The 18,707-nt window shown below is 66.0% G+C and carries 18 protein-coding genes and 5 pseudogenes; 16 read left to right on the top strand and 7 right to left on the bottom strand.

Annotated features, from left to right (window positions below; all coding sequences use genetic code 11):
- Positions 1–9 precede the first annotated feature (9 nt).
- Positions 10–1,680, top strand: coding sequence for a hypothetical protein (locus AC0IX7_RS17265; protein ID WP_471813057.1), 1,671 nt, complete (start codon positions 10–12; stop codon positions 1,678–1,680).
- Complete coding sequence (locus tag AC0IX7_RS17260) at positions 1,677–3,266, top strand: hypothetical protein (RefSeq protein ID WP_471813055.1); 1,590 nt, start codon at positions 1,677–1,679, stop codon at positions 3,264–3,266. The genes AC0IX7_RS17265 and AC0IX7_RS17260 overlap by 4 nt, the downstream gene beginning before the upstream one ends.
- Here AC0IX7_RS17260 and AC0IX7_RS17255 read toward each other — a convergent pair.
- The 4 genes and pseudogenes from AC0IX7_RS17255 to AC0IX7_RS17240 all read right to left on the bottom strand — a co-directional run bounded on the left by AC0IX7_RS17255 (position 3,241) and on the right by AC0IX7_RS17240 (position 6,004).
- Positions 3,241–4,373, bottom strand: a pseudogene (locus tag AC0IX7_RS17255) (GNAT family N-acetyltransferase). The gene AC0IX7_RS17260 and the pseudogene AC0IX7_RS17255 sit on opposite strands and share 26 nt — an antisense overlap.
- 75 nt (positions 4,374–4,448) lie before the next feature.
- Positions 4,449–4,913 (bottom strand): RidA family protein, encoded by a 465-nt coding sequence (locus AC0IX7_RS17250; protein WP_471813053.1) that lies wholly within the window; start codon positions 4,911–4,913, stop codon positions 4,449–4,451.
- A gap of 199 nt (positions 4,914–5,112) precedes the next feature.
- A pseudogene (locus AC0IX7_RS17245) lies at positions 5,113–5,738 on the bottom strand (HAD family hydrolase).
- Positions 5,735–6,004 (bottom strand): DUF3572 domain-containing protein, encoded by a 270-nt coding sequence (locus AC0IX7_RS17240; protein ID WP_056490061.1) that lies wholly within the window; start codon positions 6,002–6,004, stop codon positions 5,735–5,737. The pseudogene AC0IX7_RS17245 and the gene AC0IX7_RS17240 overlap by 4 nt, the downstream one beginning before the upstream one ends.
- Before the next feature lie 36 nt (positions 6,005–6,040).
- Here AC0IX7_RS17240 and AC0IX7_RS17235 point away from each other — a divergent pair, with 36 nt between their 5' ends.
- Positions 6,041–6,403: a response regulator gene (locus tag AC0IX7_RS17235; RefSeq protein ID WP_471813051.1), complete on the top strand. Its 363-nt coding sequence runs from the start codon at positions 6,041–6,043 to the stop codon at positions 6,401–6,403.
- Positions 6,404–6,771: 368 nt separating this feature from the next.
- Here the strand turns inward: AC0IX7_RS17235 and rpmG are convergent.
- Positions 6,772–6,938, bottom strand: a pseudogene (gene rpmG / locus AC0IX7_RS17230) (50S ribosomal protein L33).
- Positions 6,939–7,280: 342 nt separating this feature from the next.
- On the opposite strand from rpmG, the gene AC0IX7_RS17225 reads away from it, so the two are divergent.
- The 8 genes and pseudogenes from AC0IX7_RS17225 (at position 7,281) to AC0IX7_RS17190 (ending at position 11,979) form a co-directional block, all read left to right on the top strand.
- The gene (locus tag AC0IX7_RS17225) at positions 7,281–7,478 is read left to right on the top strand and encodes a hypothetical protein (protein ID WP_334000218.1); all 198 of its coding nucleotides are present in this window, start codon (positions 7,281–7,283) and stop codon (positions 7,476–7,478) included.
- Between the two features lie 15 nt (positions 7,479–7,493).
- Positions 7,494–7,916 carry a TMEM165/GDT1 family protein gene (locus AC0IX7_RS17220; protein WP_471813049.1) on the top strand — a complete coding sequence of 141 codons (423 nt, stop codon included), beginning with the start codon at positions 7,494–7,496 and terminating at the stop codon, positions 7,914–7,916.
- Complete coding sequence (locus AC0IX7_RS17215; protein ID WP_471813048.1) at positions 7,913–8,047, top strand: hypothetical protein; 135 nt, start codon at positions 7,913–7,915, stop codon at positions 8,045–8,047. Before AC0IX7_RS17220 ends, AC0IX7_RS17215 begins: the two co-directional genes overlap by 4 nt.
- Before the next feature lie 62 nt (positions 8,048–8,109).
- A complete protein-coding gene (locus tag AC0IX7_RS17210) occupies positions 8,110–8,607 on the top strand; it encodes a Dps family protein (protein ID WP_093398573.1) in 498 nt (165 codons plus the stop codon).
- A 69-nt stretch (positions 8,608–8,676) separates the two neighbouring features.
- Entirely contained in the window at positions 8,677–8,862 is a 186-nt protein-coding gene (locus AC0IX7_RS17205) for a DUF1328 family protein (protein ID WP_055881870.1), read from the top strand.
- A gap of 70 nt (positions 8,863–8,932) precedes the next feature.
- Entirely contained in the window at positions 8,933–9,439 is a 507-nt protein-coding gene (locus AC0IX7_RS17200; protein WP_471813046.1) for a DUF6265 family protein, read from the top strand.
- Positions 9,440–9,543: 104 nt separating this feature from the next.
- Positions 9,544–11,134 (top strand): annotated as a pseudogene (locus AC0IX7_RS17195) (cisplatin damage response ATP-dependent DNA ligase).
- A 158-nt stretch (positions 11,135–11,292) separates the two neighbouring features.
- Positions 11,293–11,979 (top strand): AcvB/VirJ family lysyl-phosphatidylglycerol hydrolase, encoded by a 687-nt coding sequence (locus tag AC0IX7_RS17190; protein WP_471813044.1) that lies wholly within the window; start codon positions 11,293–11,295, stop codon positions 11,977–11,979.
- A 308-nt stretch (positions 11,980–12,287) separates the two neighbouring features.
- Here AC0IX7_RS17190 and AC0IX7_RS17185 read toward each other — a convergent pair whose 3' ends face one another.
- Entirely contained in the window at positions 12,288–13,091 is an 804-nt protein-coding gene (locus AC0IX7_RS17185; protein ID WP_471813042.1) for a glutaminyl-peptide cyclotransferase, read from the bottom strand.
- Positions 13,092–13,140: 49 nt separating this feature from the next.
- Positions 13,141–13,992, bottom strand: a complete 852-nt coding sequence (locus AC0IX7_RS17180; RefSeq protein ID WP_471813040.1) for a cold-shock protein — start codon at positions 13,990–13,992, stop codon at positions 13,141–13,143.
- 304 nt (positions 13,993–14,296) lie between these two features.
- Here AC0IX7_RS17180 and AC0IX7_RS17175 point away from each other — a divergent pair, with 304 nt between their 5' ends.
- The 5 genes and pseudogenes from AC0IX7_RS17175 (at position 14,297) to rpoN (ending at position 18,703) form a co-directional block, all read left to right on the top strand.
- A complete protein-coding gene (locus AC0IX7_RS17175; protein ID WP_471813039.1) occupies positions 14,297–14,917 on the top strand; it encodes a ribonuclease D in 621 nt (206 codons plus the stop codon).
- Complete coding sequence (gene lptC / locus AC0IX7_RS17170; RefSeq protein WP_248524591.1) at positions 14,914–15,570, top strand: LPS export ABC transporter periplasmic protein LptC; 657 nt, start codon at positions 14,914–14,916, stop codon at positions 15,568–15,570. Before AC0IX7_RS17175 ends, lptC begins: the two co-directional genes overlap by 4 nt.
- Positions 15,571–15,575: 5 nt before the next feature.
- The gene (locus tag AC0IX7_RS17165; RefSeq protein WP_187502234.1) at positions 15,576–16,139 is read left to right on the top strand and encodes an LptA/OstA family protein; all 564 of its coding nucleotides are present in this window, start codon (positions 15,576–15,578) and stop codon (positions 16,137–16,139) included.
- Positions 16,140–16,266: 127 nt separating this feature from the next.
- Entirely contained in the window at positions 16,267–17,049 is a 783-nt protein-coding gene (gene lptB / locus AC0IX7_RS17160) for an LPS export ABC transporter ATP-binding protein (protein WP_187502235.1), read from the top strand.
- Positions 17,050–17,199: 150 nt separating this feature from the next.
- Positions 17,200–18,703, top strand: a pseudogene (rpoN, locus tag AC0IX7_RS17155) (RNA polymerase factor sigma-54).
- Positions 18,704–18,707 lie beyond the last annotated feature (4 nt).

Here is an 18,707-nt window from a genome sequence, read left to right as displayed (position 1 = left end):
GATTCCAGCATGGCTGAAGCCGCTGGAACCTACCGGCAACAGGATATTCGAGGTCGTCCCGTGACCGGCACGATCGCACGACCCGACATGGAGCACGACATCCGTTCCGCCCCGCTCTCCGGCGCAGCACGGCAAGGCTGGTGGACGACGCGCGGGTTCGCGGTACTTGCGGTGCTCGCCGCGCTGATTCCCATGCTGTGGCCGGCGATCCCGCCGCTGACCGACGTGCCCGGCCACATCGGTCGCTACCGGATCCTCGCGGACGCAGGCACCGGTCCGCTGGCGCAGCATTACGACGTACGCTGGGCGCTGATCGGCAACCTCGGCGTCGACCTGCTGGTCATGGCCTTGCATCCTCTGCTCGATGTCGAGCCCGCGGCTCGGCTGGTAATCGGCGTGATCCCGGCGATGACCGTCGCGGCGATGCTGTGGGTCGCCTATGAAGCGCACGGCCGCATCCCGGCGATGGCGGGCTTCGCGCTGCCACTCGCCTATAGCTATCCGTTTCAACTTGGGTTCGTGAATTTCTGCCTTGGTGCGGCGATGGCGCTGGCAGGTCTCGCCTGCTGGATCCGGCTAGCGCGGACGCGACCGATCTGGGTGCGTATAGTAGTGTTCGTGCCGTATGCCGGGCTGACTTGGCTATGCCACAGCTTCGGCTGGGCGATGCTCGGGTTATTCGTGATCGGCGCGGAATGGTCACTGCGTATGCGACGTGGTGAGCCCTGGATCGAGGCAGCCTTCGCCGCCGGCCTGATGGCGTTGCCGATGGCATGGCCACTCCTGATCATGCTCGGCAGTGGCAGCGATCGGCTGGCCGGCGATACCGGCAAATGGTTCCGCTGGAGCGCCAAGGCGCAATGGCTCGTGTCGATGCTGCGCGAGCGTTGGAAGGTGTACGACATCGCTGGCGTCGTACTGATCGTCTGCGCGTTGTGGACCGCAGTCCGCTCGCCACGCATGCGGTTCATAGGAGTGCTTGGCATTCCGGCGCTGTTCGGTCTGATAACCTTCGTGATGCTACCGCTGATGTTCCAGGGCGGGGCCGGAGTCGATATGCGGATGCTGCCTTACGCGGCGGCGCTTGCCGTGCTGGCAATCCGCATCGAGCCGGATCACGATGCGCCTGCGCGGCGGGCCGCGGCGATCGGCGCCGCGTTTTTCGCAGTCAGGATTGCTACGACGACGATCGCGTTCGTCCTTTTCAGTCAAGGCCAGTCCCGCGCGCTGGAAGCGCTGAACGCCATCCCGCGCGCCGCTGCCGTCCTGGTATTGGTGAACGAGCCGAACATGACGTCCTGGTTCAACCCCCGCCTCACGCACATCGCCGGTCTGGCGGTGGCGCGGCGTGAGGCTTTCGACAACGAACAATGGGCGCTCGCGGGTCAGCAACTGATCCACCCGCGCCATCCCGATGCCGCACCATTCGATCGCGATCCGTCGCAGATCGTCCACCCACCGGGAACCGAGGACCAGACCATCGACTTCGACAAAGCGATACGCGCCTTCGATCGCTGCACGTTCCAACGGGTTTGGACGATCGGCTTCCCGGTCGGACGGGCACAGTCGGCCGATCTCGTCCCGATCTGGTCCGATGGACGATCCGCGGTCTATTCCGTCGCATTCGATCATGCAGGGTGCTTGTCGAAGGGCCCCTGCGGCGCTAGGCGTCGACGATGACGCGGGGGCAGAACACGGAACTTCACTGGTGGCAGACGCGCGGCTTCGTCTTCGCGGTGGCGCTGGCGTCGATCATACCGTTACTGTGGCCGGAGATCCCGCCGCTGGTCGACCTGCCAGGGCACATGGGGCGCTACCGCGTCCAGCTGGCGATCGGCGACAATCCCTGGCTTTCGCAGTGGTATAACTTCCGCTGGCAGATGATCGGCAACCTCGGCATCGACCTGTTGATCGAACCACTCGCGCCGATCTTCGGGTTGCAGCTGGCGGTGAAGTTGATCGTTATGGCGATCCCCGCGCTGACCGTGACCGGGCTGTTGTGGATCGCGCGCGAGGTGCATGGGCGAATCCCGGCGACCGCGTTGTTCGCGCTCCCACTGGCCTACAGCTATCCGTTCCAGTTCGGTTTCGTGAATTTCGCGCTGGCGATGGCGCTCGCGCTCAACCTGTTCGCGCTGTGGCTGCGGATGGGGCGGCTCGGGCGGACCAAGCTGCGTACCGCGATCTTCATACCCGTCTCGTGTCTGTTGTGGCTGTGCCATACGTTCGGCTGGGGCGTGCTGGGCGTGCTAGCCTTCTCCGCCGAGCTGATCCGCCAGCACGACATCCGCCGCGACAGCGATCCCAAGAGCTGGGCGCATGGCTGGTTCAGGGCGTGCATCCAGGCGGGACTCAACTGCCTGCCGCTCGCCCTGCCGATGGTGATGATGGTGGTGTGGCGCTCGGGCGATCATGTCGGCGGCAAGACGCAGGACTGGTTCAACTGGCGCTGGAAGATGAACTGGATCACCATGGTCCTGCGCGATCGGTGGATGGCGTTCGACATCGCGTCGGTGACGGTGCTGTTCGTGATCCTGTTCCGCGGCGTGCGCGACCAGACGATCGAATATTCGCGCAACCTGGGGCTGTCGGCGCTGTTCCTGGCGCTGGTGTACGTGCTGTTGCCGCGAATCGTGTTCGGATCGGCCTATGCGGACATGCGGCTCGCGCCGTTCGTGCTGGCGATCGCGGTGATCGCGCTGCGACCTCGGCATGGGCTGTCGTTGCGCGGTGCTGCCGTGCTTGCGGTGTTGGGGTTCGCGTTCTTCGGCGTGCGGCTGGCGGGGACGACGATCAGCTATCTGATCTACGATCGCAGCTACGATCAGGCGATCGCGGCGATCGATACGGTGCCCGAGCGGTCTCGCGTGGTGTCGTTCGTCGGGCGGCGGTGTCGCGACGACTGGGCGTATTCGCGGCTCGAGCATGTGCCGGCGCTGCTGCTCGAGCGGCGCCTCGCCTTTACCAACGATCAATGGTCGATGGCCGGCGCGCAGCTGCTGACGACGAACTACGCGGCGGCGCGCGGGTTCGCGCATGATCCGTCGGAGATCGTCAGCGACATCAAGTGCCGCGGTCAGTTCTGGCGGCCGATCTCGATGGCGCTGGAGAAATTCCCGCGCGATGCGTTCGATTATGTCTGGCTGATCCATCCGCCGAAATTCGATCCGGCGCTGGTGCGTGACCTGACGCTGATCCGCCGCGACGGGACCAGCCTACTGTACCGGGTCAACCGCCCCGCTAGCCGCCCCGCCGGAACGGAGTAAGCTCGCCGAGATACTGCTGCTGTTCGGCGACGGCTTCGCGTTCGCGGACGAGGTAATCGGCGATCGCGCGGCGGAAGTTCGGGTCGGGGATGTAGTGCGCGGAATAGGTCGCCACCGGCGCATAGCCGCGTGCCAGCTTGTGTTCGCCCTGCGCGCCCGCCTCAACGGTCTGCAAACCCCGCGCGATGGCGGCGTCGATCGCCTGGTAATAGCAGAGCTCGAAATGGAGGAACGGCACCTCCTCGGTCGCGCCCCAATAGCGGCCGTAGAGTGTGTCCTCGCCGATCAGGTTGAGCGCGCCGGCGATGGGAATGCCGTCCCGCTCGGCGAGGATCAGTAGGATCTGGTCGCCCATCGTCTTGCCGATCTGGTCGAAGAACGGGCGCGTGAGGTACGGCTGGCCCCATTTGCGGGCGCCGGTGTCCTGGTAGAACACCCAGAACGCGTCCCAATGCTCGGGGGTGATCTCGGCGCCCATGAGGTGGCGGATCGTCAGCCCTTCGACCGCGGCGGCACGCTCCTTGCGGATCGCCTTGCGCTTGCGGCTGGCGAGGACGGCGAGGAAGTCGTCGAAGCTGGCGTACCCGTCGTTCTTCCAGTGGAACTGCGTGCCTTGGCGGATCAGCCAGCCAGCCGCCTCGAACAGCGCCACCTCGTCGGGGTCGATGAAGGTCGCGTGCGCGGAGGACAGCCCGCTCTGGTCGGTGACCGCCTCCAGCGCCCCGATCAGCGCGGGGCCTGCTCGCGGTCCTTCAGAAGCAGACGGGGGCCGGGCACCGGGCTGAAAGGCGCGGCGATCTGGAGCTTGGGGTAATATTGGCCCCCTGCCCGCTCCCACGCGTCGGCCCAGCCCTGATCGAAGACGTATTCGCCCTGGCTGTGGCTCTTGGCGTAGGCGGGCGCAATCGCGGCTGGCTTGCCGTCGGGACCGTCGACCACCACCGGCAGCGCCTGCCAGCCCGAGCGGCCACCGACACTGCGCGACGTTTCGAGTGCGGACAGGAAGGCGTGGCCGACGAACGGGTTGGCGGTGCCGGAGCACGCGTCCCAATCCTCGGCCGCGATCGAGGTGACGCCTTGGGCGATGCGGGCGGTGACGGCGTTCATTGCCGTCTAGGTAGAGACGCGAGGGCGCACCTCCAAGGGCCATAGGTGGAGACGCGCAAGCGCGCCTCAAGGAGATCAGGCGGAAACCTGCACGATCGCGTCGATCTCGACCGCGGCACCGAGCGGCAGGACCGCCACGCCGACCGCCGAGCGCGCGTGCTTGCCGATGTCGCCGAACAGCGCGACCATCAGTTCGGACGCGCCGTTGGCGACCTTCGCCTGGTCGGTGAAGTCGACGGTCGAGTTGACGAACACGCCAAGCTTCACGATCCGCTCGACGCGGCCGAGCGTGCCGAGCGCCGCCTTCATTTGCGCGACGAGCATGAGCCCGCACAGCTTGGCAGCCTCCTGCGCGTCCTCGAGCGAGACGTCGTCGCCGACGCGGCCCTTGACGAGCTGACCGTCCTTGAACGGCAACTGACCCGAGATGTGGAGCATGCCGTTCGCCAGCACGGTCGGGACATAGGCGGCGACGGGCGCGGCAGCCTGCGGAAGGGTGAGGCCCAGCTCTTCGAGCTTGCGGTCGATACGATCGGTCATGGGAGAGGTATCACCACAGCGGTGGGGGATGGGTCAAGTGGGGGCGGGAACCTCGCTACTTCCCCCTCCCTGGAAGGGAGGGGCCGGGGTGGGTAGGCTTCCGCATTACGAGGACCGCTGCGACCAAAGCCAGCCTACCCACCCCCAACCCCTCCCCTTCAGGGAGGGGGACCGGAGTGTTCGTGATGAAGCGAGCGGCTCAAGCGTTCGCAGGTACGCCCGCTTCGAACCGCGCGGAAATCCAATCCGCCGCCTCGCGCCAGTCGTCGATCCGCACATGAGCGTGCTCAGCCTTAGGCACGCTCAACGCCAGCGCCGGCTCCGACACCATGTGCAACCGATGCACCCCGGCGCGTGCTTCGCGACCGACTCGTGATGCACCGCCAGATCGTCGACGAACACCGTGACCGGCGAGCCATATTCCTCGACCAGCCGCGATACCGGCGTACCCTTGCCGCCCTGGTTGCACTCGACCCGGTGGGCGATGCCGAACTTGGCGAGTTGTTCGATCCGCGGCTGGCGGCATTCGTCCTGGAGGTTGGTGAGGATGACGATATCCGCCACCTGCGCCAGCCGCTCGAGCGCCTCGACCGCATGCGGCACCAGCGTCTGGCGGTGCATCTCGCCCGGAAAGAACTCACCCAGCATCGCCCACATGTCCTCGCGCGACGGCGGCGGGCCACCGTCGCGGCGGGTCATCGCGGTCGAGAAATCGCCGTGCTGGATCGCAAAGTCGATGTCGTGGCGCTCGTCGAGCCAGACACCGAAATGCTTGACCATGTGCAGCAGCACTTCGTCGCAATCGCTGATCAGCAATGGCCTCATGCTTCCAGCTCCATACGGGCGCGGACCAACGCCTCGGGCTTCACGCCGAGCGATTCGGCGCAGGCGATCAGGTCCGGCTCGTGGTTTTCGAGGAAGCCCAGTGCCGCCGACAGCACCGTCGGGTCGCTCGCCCTTGCGCGGAGATCGTGCGGCTCCAGACCGGTCACCGACAACAGCCGCATCGCGCGGTCCGGCTCGACCAGGGTCCAGACCAAAGCGCGCAGGGCGAGCGCTTCGGCGTCTTCGTTTGAATCGCGGTCGCGCATTGCCTATCGTGCCTTCTTTCCGGATAAGGTGTGGCGGTGACAAAGAAGGTGCTCGTTGTCGAGGACAACGAACTGAACCTCAAACTATTCTGCGATCTGCTGCGCGCGCACCAGTTCGCCGTAGAACCTGTGCGCGATGGCCGGGAAGCCGTTGCGCGGGCGCGGGATTTCACGCCCGACCTGATCATCATGGATATCCAGATGCCGCACGTCACCGGCTACGAAATCATCCTCGAGCTAAAGGCCGACGAGGATCTGCGCGCAATCCCGGTGATGGCGGTCACGGCCTATGCCGGGCGTGAAGACGAGGAGCGGATCCGGGCCGCGGGCGCGGATGCGTATGTGTCGAAACCGATCAGCCTGGCGCGGTTCATGGATGCGGTGGGGGCGCTGATCTGACCAACGATTTGAGCAGGCCCTTTTCCGTTCGCGCTGAGTAGAGACCGAGTAGCTCCGCAAGGAGCGTATCGAGGGCGCGGATCGAAGCATGGGTTCCACCCGCCAACCTGTCCTTCGATACGCCGTCTCGATACGCCGCCTTACGGCGACTACTCGACGGCTACTCAGGACGAACGGGAGCGGGACCGCGCCCGATACCGTCACCCCAGCGAAAGCTGGGGTCTCCCCGTTTTGACCGCGCCCTCGCGGCGGGAGATCCCAGCTTTCGCTGGTATGACGGACGCCCAACACAAACGTCAAAAGCCGCGGAGTTACCCGCGGCTTTTCGGATCGTCGCAATCCGTCGGCGGCTTGCACCGCCAACCCAATTACTTGATCTTGGCTTCCTTGAACTCGACATGCTTGCGCACGACGGGATCGTACTTCGAGAAGGAGAGCTTCTCCGTCTTCGTACGGGGTTCTTCTTGGTAACGTAGAAGAAGCCGGTGTCAGCGGTGCTGAGCAGCTTGATCTTTACGGTGGTCGGCTTGGCCATGAGCCCAATTCCTATGGCTTGAAAATGCGAAAGCGGCGAACTGACGCCGCCGCTCCATCAGGGGCGGCGCATGGCGGACGCGTGCGATGAAGTCAAGCTTTACGCCCTTCGAGGAGGCCAACATACCGCATTTAACCCGCTATTCACTACCCCAGGCGCTATATATCCGCAGACAATAGGAGCGGGGATCATGGGGCAGGCGTTGAGACTCACCGAGATCGATCGAGATCGACGCCATGATAGCGGTGAAGGCCGATCTCGCCGCGCGAGATCGCCGCGATCGACGTCCGCGCGCCCTATTCCCGCCCTTGCGATATCGCCACCGAGATCGATGCGATCCGCGTGATCGCGCACAGCAACGGGCTCAATCCCGCCGTCACCGTCGCGCATTTCGTCGATTCGGCGCTGTCCCGCGGCGAGCATGGCGCGCTGGTGCATGGCTGGCTGGCGATCCTACGCGATGCGGTCGGCTGCGAGCGGCAGGACGTCCAGGCATGCCACGCCTTCGCCGCCGCGTGCTCGGTGCGTCTTGCGGGATAATCCATGGACGCCTTGATGGCGGCATTCGTCGCGGCCGCGCTGGCGCAGGTCGGCGACCGCACCGCGTGGCTCGCCGCGATCCTGTCGGACCGGTACGCCAAGCCGGGACTGGTGATCCTCATGGCCGCGGTTGCCTTGCTCGCGGCGAGCGGCCTCGCGGCGACGCTGGGCGCGGTCATCGGGCCGAAGCTCGCGCCTAACGCACAACAACTCATGCTCGCGCTGGCGCTGCTGCTGCAGGGCGGCGGGTCGTTCTTTCCGGCTAAGGCGCCCGAGCGTCTGACGGGCTGGAAGATCGGCGCGCTCGCCACCACCGCACTCGGGCTGTTCATCCTCGCATTCGGCGACGGCGTGCAGTTCATCGTCCTGACGATCGCCGCGCGTACCCCGTCCCTGCGCTGGCCGCGATCGGCGCGACGATTGGCTCGCTGGTCGTGATCGTCCCCGCTGCGCTGATGGGCGAGGCGGCGTGGCTGAAACTCCCGTTGAGGCCGCTGCGCATCGCCATCGGCATCGTGTTCCTGATCTTCGGGATCGTCCTGGCCCTCGGCGCGCTACGGCTCGTTTGACCTGAGGAGCATTTTCGCGTTCGGATCGTTTACGCAACGACTTTCCAGAACCGGAGCTAGACATGGCTGACATCAACCCCGCCCTCGACACGCCCACCGACCTGCCGAGCAACAGCACCAAGTCGGTCGCCGACGCGCTGAATGCCGCGCTCGCCGATTGCTATGCGCTGTATCTCAAGACCAAGAACTTCCACTGGCACATGTCGGGGCCGCATTTCCGCGATTACCATTTGCTGCTCGACGACCAGTCCGCGCAGATCATCGGCGTGACCGACGCGATCGCCGAGCGCGTCCGCAAGACGGGTAACACGACGCTGCGCTCGATCGGCGATATCTCGCGGCACCAGACGATCGCCGACAACGACATGGCGTTCGTCGGCCCGACCGAGATGCTCGCCGAACTGCGTGAGGACAATCTGAAGCTCGTCGAGCAGTTCCGCATCGTCAAGGATGCCGCCGACGCCGCCAAGGACAACGCCACCAGCGGCATTGTCGACGAATGGACCGACCATGCCGAAGAACGCGCATGGTTCCTGTTCGAAGCCAGCCGCAAGGCCTGATCGTTACAGCCGAGGAACAATCCGGTCGCCGGGCCGGTTGAGAGACCTTACTGAAAACTGGAGGCCGCCATGCTGAAGCTCGCAATCACCTTTCTCGTCATCGGCGCCGTTCTTGCGCTGCTCGGCTTCGGCGGCATCGGCGGCGCGTTCATCGGGATCGCCAAGATCCTGTTCTTCATCGCGATCGCGCTGTTCGTGATCTTCCTCGTGCTCGGCCTGCTCGCCGGCAAGGGGATAAAGAACGCGATCGACTGACGCACATACCGCTAGCGACTCGCCAAGCGGCTCCAATCATGTAGCCTCTGCCGGAAACGGTGGAGGCTATATGCATTTCTGGATCCCGATCCTCGCGCTCGCCGCCTTGCCGGCCTCGTCCCTCGCTGCCGTTCCCGACGAGACGCGGTCCGCCGCCCCCGGAGTCGCACCGCCGGCCGCGAGCATCGAATCGCTCGCATGGCTGGAGGGAAGCTGGCACGGGCCCGGTCTCGGCGGCGATGCCACAGAGGTCTATGCAGCGCCCGAAGCCGGTCAGATCACGGGACATTTCACGCAGACGCAGAAGGGCAAGGTCGCCTTTTACGAACTGATTCAGATCGTCCCCGTTGGCAAATCGCTGGCCTATCGCCTGCGTCATTTCAACGCCGACCTGACCGGTTGGGAAGATAAGACGGGTAAACCGGAGAGCTGCCCGCTCGTCGCGATGGAGAAGGATGCGGTCCATTTCGACGGGCTGACGATGCGCCGACTCGGGCCCAACCGCATCGACGTCTGGGTACGGATCGACGGCAAGGCGCCGCACGAGGTTCTTTTCAGCTACACGCGCACCCGGTGAAGATCGGCCCGGTGAAGATGGGCCCGGTGAAGATGGGCGCGTTGAAGATCGGCACGGTGAAGGGGTGCGGGGAGCGGCGGCGGCTTCCCGTGCGTTGAACGACGATGCACGCTTTCGCCGCCCTGCTCGACTCGCTCACCTACACCCGGTCCCGCAACGCGAAGCTGAAGCTGATCGCGGATTACCTGCGCGCGACGCCCGACCCCGACCGCGGCTGGGCGATGGCGGCACTGACCGGCGATCTCGATCTGAAGGGCGTGAAGTCGGCCGTGATCCGTGGGCTGATCGAGGAGCGCGTCGATCCGGTGCTGTTCCGGATGAGCCGCGATTATGTCGGCGATACTGCGGAGACGGTCGCGCTGCTCTGGCCCGAACCGACGGTTCCGGTCGATCCCACCCCTGTCGATAACCGACGTCGTCGAGCGGCTCGCAGCGTTGTCGCGTGCCGATGCCCCCGGTGCACTCGCGGACATGCTCGACAGGTCCGATGCCGAGGAGCGGTTCGCGCTGCTGAAGATGGCGACGGGCGCGCTGCGGATCGGCGTGTCGGCGCGGCTGGCGAAGACCGCACTGGCGGACGCGTTCGGTCTCGACGTCGATGCGGTGGAGGAGGTCTGGCACGGGCTCGACGCGCCCTATCCAAGCCTGTTCGCGTGGGCGGAGGGCACGGGCGCGCAGCCGACCCCGCCGATGTCCCCGTGTTCCGGCCGTTCATGCTCGCCCACGGCCTGGAAGACCTCCGCGTCGATCTCACCGACTATGCCGCCGAGTGGAAATGGGACGGCATCCGCGTCCAGATCGTCCATGTCGCGGGCGAAACCCGGCTCTACAGCCGCACCGGCGACGACGTGACGGGCAGCTTTCCGGAGATCGCCGCAGCGTTCCGGACGCCTGGCACGGTCGATGGCGAGTTGCTGGTGAAGGGCGAGCATCAGGGCGGCACGCTGGAGGACGGCGGCGGCGCGGCGAGCTTCAACGCACTCCAGCAAAGGCTCGGACGCAAGACCGTGTCGGCGAAGATGCGGGCCGAGTATCCCGCGTTCGTCCGGCTCTATGACCTGCTGCTCGATGGTCAGGAAGATCTGCGGACGCTGCCCTGGACCGAGCGGCGCAAGCGGCTCGAGGCGTTCGTGCCGCAACTCGATCCCGAGCGGTTCGATCTGAGCGCGGTGATCGAGGCGGAGGACTTCACCGCACTGGAAGCGATCCGCGCCACCTCGCGCGATGCCGCGATCGAGGGCGTCATGCTCAAGCGCCGCGACTCGCCCTATGTCGGCGGGCGCCGAGCCGGCCTCTGGTACAAATGGAAGCGCGATCCGCTGACCGCCGATTGCGTTATGATGTACGCGCAACGCGGCTCCGGGCGGCGGTCATCCTATTATTCGGATTACACGTTCGGCTGCTGGACCGAGGACGGCGAACTGCTCCCCGTCGGGAAAGCCTATTCCGGGATTACCGACGAGGAGTTGAAGATGCTCGACAGCTTCGTTCGCAATCACACGCAGAACCGGTTCGGCCCGGTGCGCGAGGTGGAAAAGACGCTGGTGCTGGAGATCGCGTTCGATTCTGCTCCACGATTCCAAGCGGCACAAATCGGGGGTCGCGATGCGCTTCCCCCGGATCGCGCGGATACGGACAGACAAGCCAGCGGCGGAGGCGGACCGGATCGAAACGCTGAAGCGGATGATCACGTAATCCGCGCGTCATCGAAGCGCGCGGCCTGACGGGCTATCGCATCCGATCTTGGTACGCGTAAGGACGGTCGGGTGAAAAGTTCGAGACATTCCCGCACGGCGACGGCGCGGCGTTGGCGGCGCGGCGCGTGGGTGACTGGCATCGTTTCTGCGATCATAGTGCTGTTCGTTTATCTTGCCGGGTATTTCGATCGCGATCCGGTGCATGTCTATCCTGCCATCGGGCTCCACACTTCGGGCGCACCGCCGGTCGTGGTGGTCAATTTCTCGGGCGACATGGGGCTGCGCTTCCTGCTTGGCGCATCGACGTCGCGGGGGCTGACGGAGCACGGGATCCCGGTGGTCGGGATCACGACCCCGGCGCTGTTCGCGCGATCCCGGACCCGGGCCGAACTGGATTCGATCGTCGCCGACGGGGTGCGGACGGCGCTGGCGCGGACAGGGGCCAAGCGCGCGGTCGTGATGGGGCAGTCGTACGGCGCGGACATCGTACAGACCGGGCTGGCGGACCTCCCGCCATCGCTGCGCGCTCGGGTGGCGGCGATCGTGTTGATCCTGCCGGGCGATACCGTGTTTTACCGCGCCGATCCGTCGGGGTTGCTGTACGATCATCGGACGCCCGACAGCATGGGGGTGACGACCGGCAACCGGCTGACCTGGGCGCCCCTCACGTGCATCTATGGGGTCGAGGAGACGGACAGCCTGTGCCCGCTGCTATCGGCGACGAACGTGCGGAAGGTCGGGATGCCTGGCGGGCACAATATCCGCCACGATGCGGACGGGTTGCTGGCGCATGTGCTGACGGCGATCCGAGCGGCAGCGCCGGAGGCTGGGCGGGGCGTTTAGGCGGACAGTTTGAGATTGGGTAGGTTGCGTCCAGGGAGACCCGCACTGCCAAGTTTTGTACTCCCACCCCCACCCCCGCCCCGCCCCGTCATCCCAGCGAAAGCTGGGATATCATCGTGCGGGCCAACGCGCCCGCCAACGCGGATACCCCAGCTTTCGCTGGGGTGACGGGTGGACGGAAGCGTTTGAAGGGCAGCGGTCTCGCCCTCCCTTGTTCTACCACGAAGGCGGGAGCCCAGACTGGACACCCGCCTTCGCTGGAGAACAAGGAAACCGGGGAATGCCTCTCGTCGAGACACTCTACACCCTCACCGCGGGCCGGCGGCGATCTTGATCTCGAATAGCGTCGGCCAGTATTTGCCCGTCACGAACAGCCGGTCCGCCTTCGCGTCCCAGGCGATACCGTTGAGCACCGCCTCGCGATCCGTCGCCGCGACCTCGGCCACCAGCGGACGCAGGTCGATCACCGCGGTCACCTTGCCGGTCTTCGGATCGATGCGAACCAGGTATCCGGTGTGCCAGACGTTCGCCAGCAGCGCCCCGTCGACATATTCGAGCTCGTTGATGTCGCGCAGCGGCCGACCGTCGATCGTCACCGCCACGCGGCGGCGCTCGGCCAGGGTCAGCGGATCGCGGACGATGATGTCGGCGCTGCCGTCGGACTGAAGCAGCGAAACGCCGTCGCTCGTCAGCCCCCAGCCCTCGCCGGTGTAGCGGTTCTGCCCCTTGGGCTTGAGCGTGCGGACATCCCAGCGATGCGCGATACCGTCATGCCAGGTGAGGCTGACGAGCTGGTCCTTCCACAGCGCGAGGCCTTCGCCGAACTGCGCGGGATCGATTCTGCCCCTCGCGAGGATCTTGCCGTCCTTGAGCGAGACGCGGCGGACGTCGGATTGCCGCTCCTGCCCCGTGCTCTCGTACAGCGCACCGTCGTGCCAGAGCAGCCCTTCGGTGAAGGCCGTCCGGTCATGCGGATAGCGCGCGACGATCGTCGCCGACAGCACCGGGACTCGCGTTTCCGGCGGCGACGGCGTCTGCGCGGGCGCTGCGGATTGCCACGATGATGAAACGAGAGCGGCCGGTCCCGCCAAGGCAAGACCGGCCGCAATCATTATCCTACCGAACACGGTACGGATCAGCGGTCTGAGTCAGTCAGCTGGATCAGCCGCCTGCGCTCAGGTTCACCGCTGCGTACTTGCCGCGACGATCGACCTCAAGCTCGAACTCGAGCTTGTCGCCCTCGTTCAGCGTCGCCATGCCGGCGCGTTCCACGGCCGAGATGTGGACGAATGCGTCAGGCTGTCCGTCGTCGCGCTGGATGAAGCCGAAGCCCTTCATCGCGTTGAAGAACTTGACCGTACCGGTCGCCTTCTCGCCGGTGAGCTGACGCTGTGCGCCACCTGCACCACCGTCACGGTCGCCACCACGGGGCGCGCCCGGGCCGGCGTCACGGTCACGCGGCGGGCCGCGATCGGTGACGGCCATCGGCTCGCCGTCGATCTTGAGGTCGGTCGCCGAGATACGGCCACCGCGGTCGACGAGCGTGAAGCCGAGCGGCTGACCCTCTGCGAGCGCGACCATGCCGGCCTGCTCGACTGCGCTGATGTGGACGAACACGTCCTCGCCGCCGTCATCACGAACGACGAAGCCGAAGCCCTTCTGTGCGTTGAAGAACTTTACGACGCCGGTGCCTTCGCCGACGACCTGGGGAGGCATGCCGCGACCGCCGCCGCCGCCGCCACCGCCCGAGAAGCCGCCGCCACCGCCGCCGCCGCGGTAACCACCGCCGCCACCGCCGCCGCCACCGAAGCTGCTGCCGCCGCCGTAGCTGCTGCCACCACCGCCACCGTAGCTCGAGCCACCGCCGCCGCCGTAGCTGCTGCCGCCGAACCGGTCGCCGCCGCCACCAAAGCTGCTGCCGCCGCCGAACTCGTTGTCGCCGCCGCCGAAGCTGTCGCGCTTATCGCGGCCACGCCCGCCACGGTTCCCGCGGCCACCTTTATCGAAACCCATAAGCTCTGTTCGTCTTCCCGGTTCGCCCGCAAATTTCTCAAAACCCTTGTGCCGGACGACGAACGCAGGTTTTCCAGCGCGAAACCTTTTGCGCCTTGAGGGGACCCTTAGCGCAAAATACAAGCCGTCGCGAATAGATTCTGATCCGAAGACGCCTGATTTGGATCGATACTGACGCAAGTGTCGCTCGCGAGCCACGACTCGTCGCAAGGGCGCCACGCAAGCCATCTTATCGCCCGATTCGACGCCGCAGCCCAATATAGGGCCATTGAGCGTTGCGCCGCGGACCGCTACGGCCACCGTCATGACAGTTCATCTCCACGAAGGCGACATTCCCGCCGATCTGTTCGCGGCCGGCGCCGCGATCGCCGTCGATACCGAGACGATGGGGCTCATCACCCCGCGCGACCGACTGTGCCTGGTCCAGTTGTCCGATGGCGGCCCGGACGAGCATCTCGTCCGCTTCGCCGCGGGCGCGGGCTACGACGCGCCCAATTTGAAGGCGCTGCTGGCCGACCCGGCACGCGTGAAACTCTATCATTTCGGCCGATTCGATATCGCCGCGGTCCAGCATTACCTCGGCGTCGTCGCGGCGCCGGTCTATTGCACCAAGATCGCGTCGCGTCTCGTGCGGACCTACACCGATCGCCACGGCCTGAAGGAGCTGGTCCGCGAACTGCTCGGCCAGGATATCTCGAAGCAGCAGCAATCGTCCGACTGGGGCAGCCCCGAGCTGTCCGACGCGCAGAAGGATTACGCGGCGTCCGACGTGCGCTTTCTCCACCGCTTGCGCTCCGAACTCGACAAGCGCCTGATTCGCGAGGGCCGGATGGAACTCGCGCAGGCGTGCTTCGACTTCCTGCCGACTCGCGCCGCGCTCGATCTTGCCGGCTGGCCCGAGATCGATATCTTCGCCCACGCATGACCCAGATACCGGCGCCCTCCCCGACTGCTCGCCGTGCGCGCACCGCACGGCAGGATTGGGCCGCGCCCGGTGGCAGTCACGATCGCTTCGTGGCGATCGCCCGCGTCGCGTTGCCGACCGCGATCGGCGTGCTGGCGGCATTCCTGGTGATGGCGCCGCTGACCGCGGGCGGCGACGTGTCGTTCCTGCTCGACAAGAACAAGGTCGACGTCGCGCAGGAACGCATGAAGATCCAGGCGGCACGTTATCGGGGCGAGGACAGCAAGGGCCAGTCCTTCACCCTCGACGCGAAGTCCGCGATCCAGAAGAGCTCGGCCGAGCCGATCGTCCAGCTCAACCAGCTCGCGGCACAGATCCAGCTGACCGACGGCCCCGCCAACATCAAGGCGAACACCGGCCGCTACGACATGGACACCGAGAAGGTGCAGCTGTTCGGTCCGCTCAACGCCACCGCGGCGGGCGGCTACGACCTGAAGACCACCAACGCGACGATCGACATGAAGGCACGCACGCTCGAAAGCGGTGGTGCTGCGACCGGCACCGTCCAGCAGGGGACCTTCAGCGCCAACAAGCTGCGCGCCAACCTGGAGGAGCGCACTGTTACGCTTGACGGTAATGCCCGCTTGCGGATCATCCCCAGAGGGCCGAAATAGCCGCCATGCGCGCTTCCCCTATCTTCGCCGGTCGGATCCTCATCGGGATAACCGCCGTCCTGCTCTCCACGACCGCGGTCGCGCAGCAGTCGCACAATTCCAACGCCCCGATCGATTTCGGCGCGGATCATATCGAGCTTCAGGACAAGGCGAACCGCGCCATCCTGTCGGGCAACGTCGCGGTCAAGCAGGCCGAGATGACGCTCAATTCGGCGCGAATGACGGTCGCCTATACCGGCCAGGTGATCGGCGGAAACCCGCAGGTCTCGCGGCTCGACGCGTCGGGCGGCGTGATCGTCAAGCGTCCCGACCAGACGGCGCGCAGCCAGTATGCGATCTACGACCTCAACCGCCGCGTCATCACGATGCTCGGCGCGGTCACGCTGACGCAGGCGGGCAACACCGTGAACGGCGGGCGCCTGACGATGAACCTCGACACCGGACGTTCGGTGATCGACGGATCGTCGGTCGCCGGGGGCAGCGCCGCAGGATCGGCCGCGAGCGGTGGCACGGTCACGCAGACCGGTGGCCGCGTGACCGGCACCTTCTCGGTCCCCAAGCGCAACTGACGCGCGAGCGTACCGCAAGGGCTTCCCTCCGGCGGCGCGCTCATGCATGTTTCCTGCCAAACCCCCGAGGTTCGGCGACACCATCACGCCGAGCATTCGGCGACTGACTTTGCGAGGGCCTGATCCCATGGACGCCACCACGCTGCCCCCGATCGAGGACGTAGAGCCGATTTCCGAGCCGCCGGTGAGCAACGGGCTCCAGGTCGTCTCGATCGCGAAATCCTACGACAAGCGCGTCGTGCTGACCGACGTGTCGGTCTCGGTCGGGCGCGGCGAAGTGGTCGGCCTGCTCGGGCCCAACGGCGCTGGCAAGACGACCTGCTTCTATTCGGTGATGGGTCTCGTGAAGCCTGACTCGGGCCGCATCATGCTCGACGGCGAGGACATCACGAAGCTGCCGATGTACCGGCGCGCGATCCTCGGCCTCGGCTACCTGCCGCAGGAAACGTCGATCTTCCGCGGGCTGACGATCGAGAAGAACATCCTGACCGTGCTCGAACTGTCCGAGCCGGACAAGGCGGCACGCCAGCGGAAACTCGACACGCTACTCGAGGAATTCGGCCTCACCCGGCTCCGCGCAGCGCCGGCGATGGCGCTGTCCGGCGGCGAGCGTCGCCGTGCCGAGATCGCCCGCGCACTCGCGGCGGATCCGTCGATCATGCTGCTCGACGAGCCGTTCGCGGGCATCGACCCCATTTCGATCGCCGACATCCGCGATCTGGTAAAGGACCTCAAGCGTCGCGACATCGGCGTGCTGATCACCGACCACAATGTCCGCGAGACGCTGGAGATCGTCGACCGCGCCTACATCATCTATGACGGCCGCGTGCTGTTCTCCGGCTCGCCGGCGGAACTGGTCGCCGACGCCAACGTGCGACGACTGTACCTCGGCGAAGGCTTCTCGCTTTAATTCATTGCTTACGATCCTCCCCGTCAGGGGAGGTGGCGCCAAAGGCGTCGGAGGGGGAGGACATGAAGCACCAGTTGGCTCTTACCTCCCCTCCGTCAGGCTATGCCTGCCACCCCCCTTGCGGGGAGGATTAGAACTCACCTTAGCGTCATGAGCCTCGCCCCTCGCCTGGACATCCGCCAGTCGCAATCGCTGGTGATGACCCCGCAGCTCCAGCAGGCGATCAAGCTGCTGGCGCTGTCGAACCTCGAGATCGAGGGGTTCATCGCCGAGGAAGTCGAGCGCAATCCGCTCCTCGAAGCGAGTGCAGCCGAAGATAACGACGCCCCCGACCGCGAACCCGCCCCGAAGTCCGCGACGAACGTGTCCCCGCCGACGAACTCGTCGCGGGCACCGGCGCCGGCGCCGGCGACGAACCGACGCTCGACGTCGACTATGCCACTGAAAGCCACCAGCAGGACAGCGTCGCCGACGGCGGCAGCGGGATGGACGGCGCGCTATCGATGACCGGCGCGAGCGCGGGGGTGTCGGCGGCGAGGATGGCCCCGATCTCGACGCGTTCGCCGATACCAGCCTCAGCCTCGCGGACCACCTGCTCGCGCAGGCCGGTCCCGCGATCCCCCGCGAGGACGCGTTCATCGCCGAGCACCTGATCGACCAGATCGACGAGGCGGGCTATCTCACCGTGTCGCTGCTCGACATCGCCAACAGGCTCGGCGTGCCGCTGGTCCGCGTCGAGGCCGTGCTGGCAACGATCCAGACCTTCGACCCGACCGGCGTCGGCGCACGCGATCTTGCCGAATGCCTGACGTTGCAGGCGAAGGAGGCGGATCGCTACGACCCCTGCATGGCGTTGTTGATCGCCAATCTCGACCTGCTCGCGCGTGGCGAGCTGACCCGATTGAAGCGGATTTGCGACGTCGACGACGAGGACATGGCCGACATGATCCGCGAACTGCGCGGCTATGATCCGAAGCCCGGCTGTCGCTATGGCGGCGAGCCCGCGCAGTCGGTGACGCCCGATCTGTTCGTGGCGCGTACGCCGGCAGGCTGGGCGATCGAGATCAACGCGTCGACTTTGCCACGCGTTCTGGTCAACCGGAGTTATTACACCGAGTTGTCGGGCGGGCAGCAGGACAAGGCGTCGAAGGCGTGGCTGAGCGATTGCCTCGCCAGCGCCAACTGGCTGGTGAAGGCGCTCGACCAGCGCCAGCGGACGATCATCAAGGTCGCGACCGAGATCGTGAAACAGCAGGAAGCGTTCTTCCTGAAGGGCGTCGCGCACTTGCGGCCGCTGACGCTGCGCCAGGTGGCGGACGCGATCGAGATGCACGAATCGACCGTCAGCCGCGTGACGAGCAACAAATACGTCTCGTGCGCGCGCGGGCTCTACGAGCTGAAATACTTCTTCACGAGCGCGATCCAGTCCGCGGACGGCGGCGAGGCGGTGTCGGCGCAGGCGGTGAAGTCCGCGATCCGCGCGCTGATCGATACGGAAGGCGCGAAGATCCTGTCGGACGACACGCTGGTCGAGTTGCTGAACGCCAAAGGCTTCGACATCGCACGCCGAACCGTCGCAAAGTACCGCGAAGCGTTGGGGATCGGAAGTTCGGTACAACGCCGGCGGGCCCGTACACTAGAGGGCGCCGGCTAAGCTT

Source organism: Sphingomonas sp. AC411, from assembly GCF_979253035.1.
Note: the sequence above shows the minus strand (reverse complement) of the source record. Positions and strands in the feature narration are given on the sequence as shown.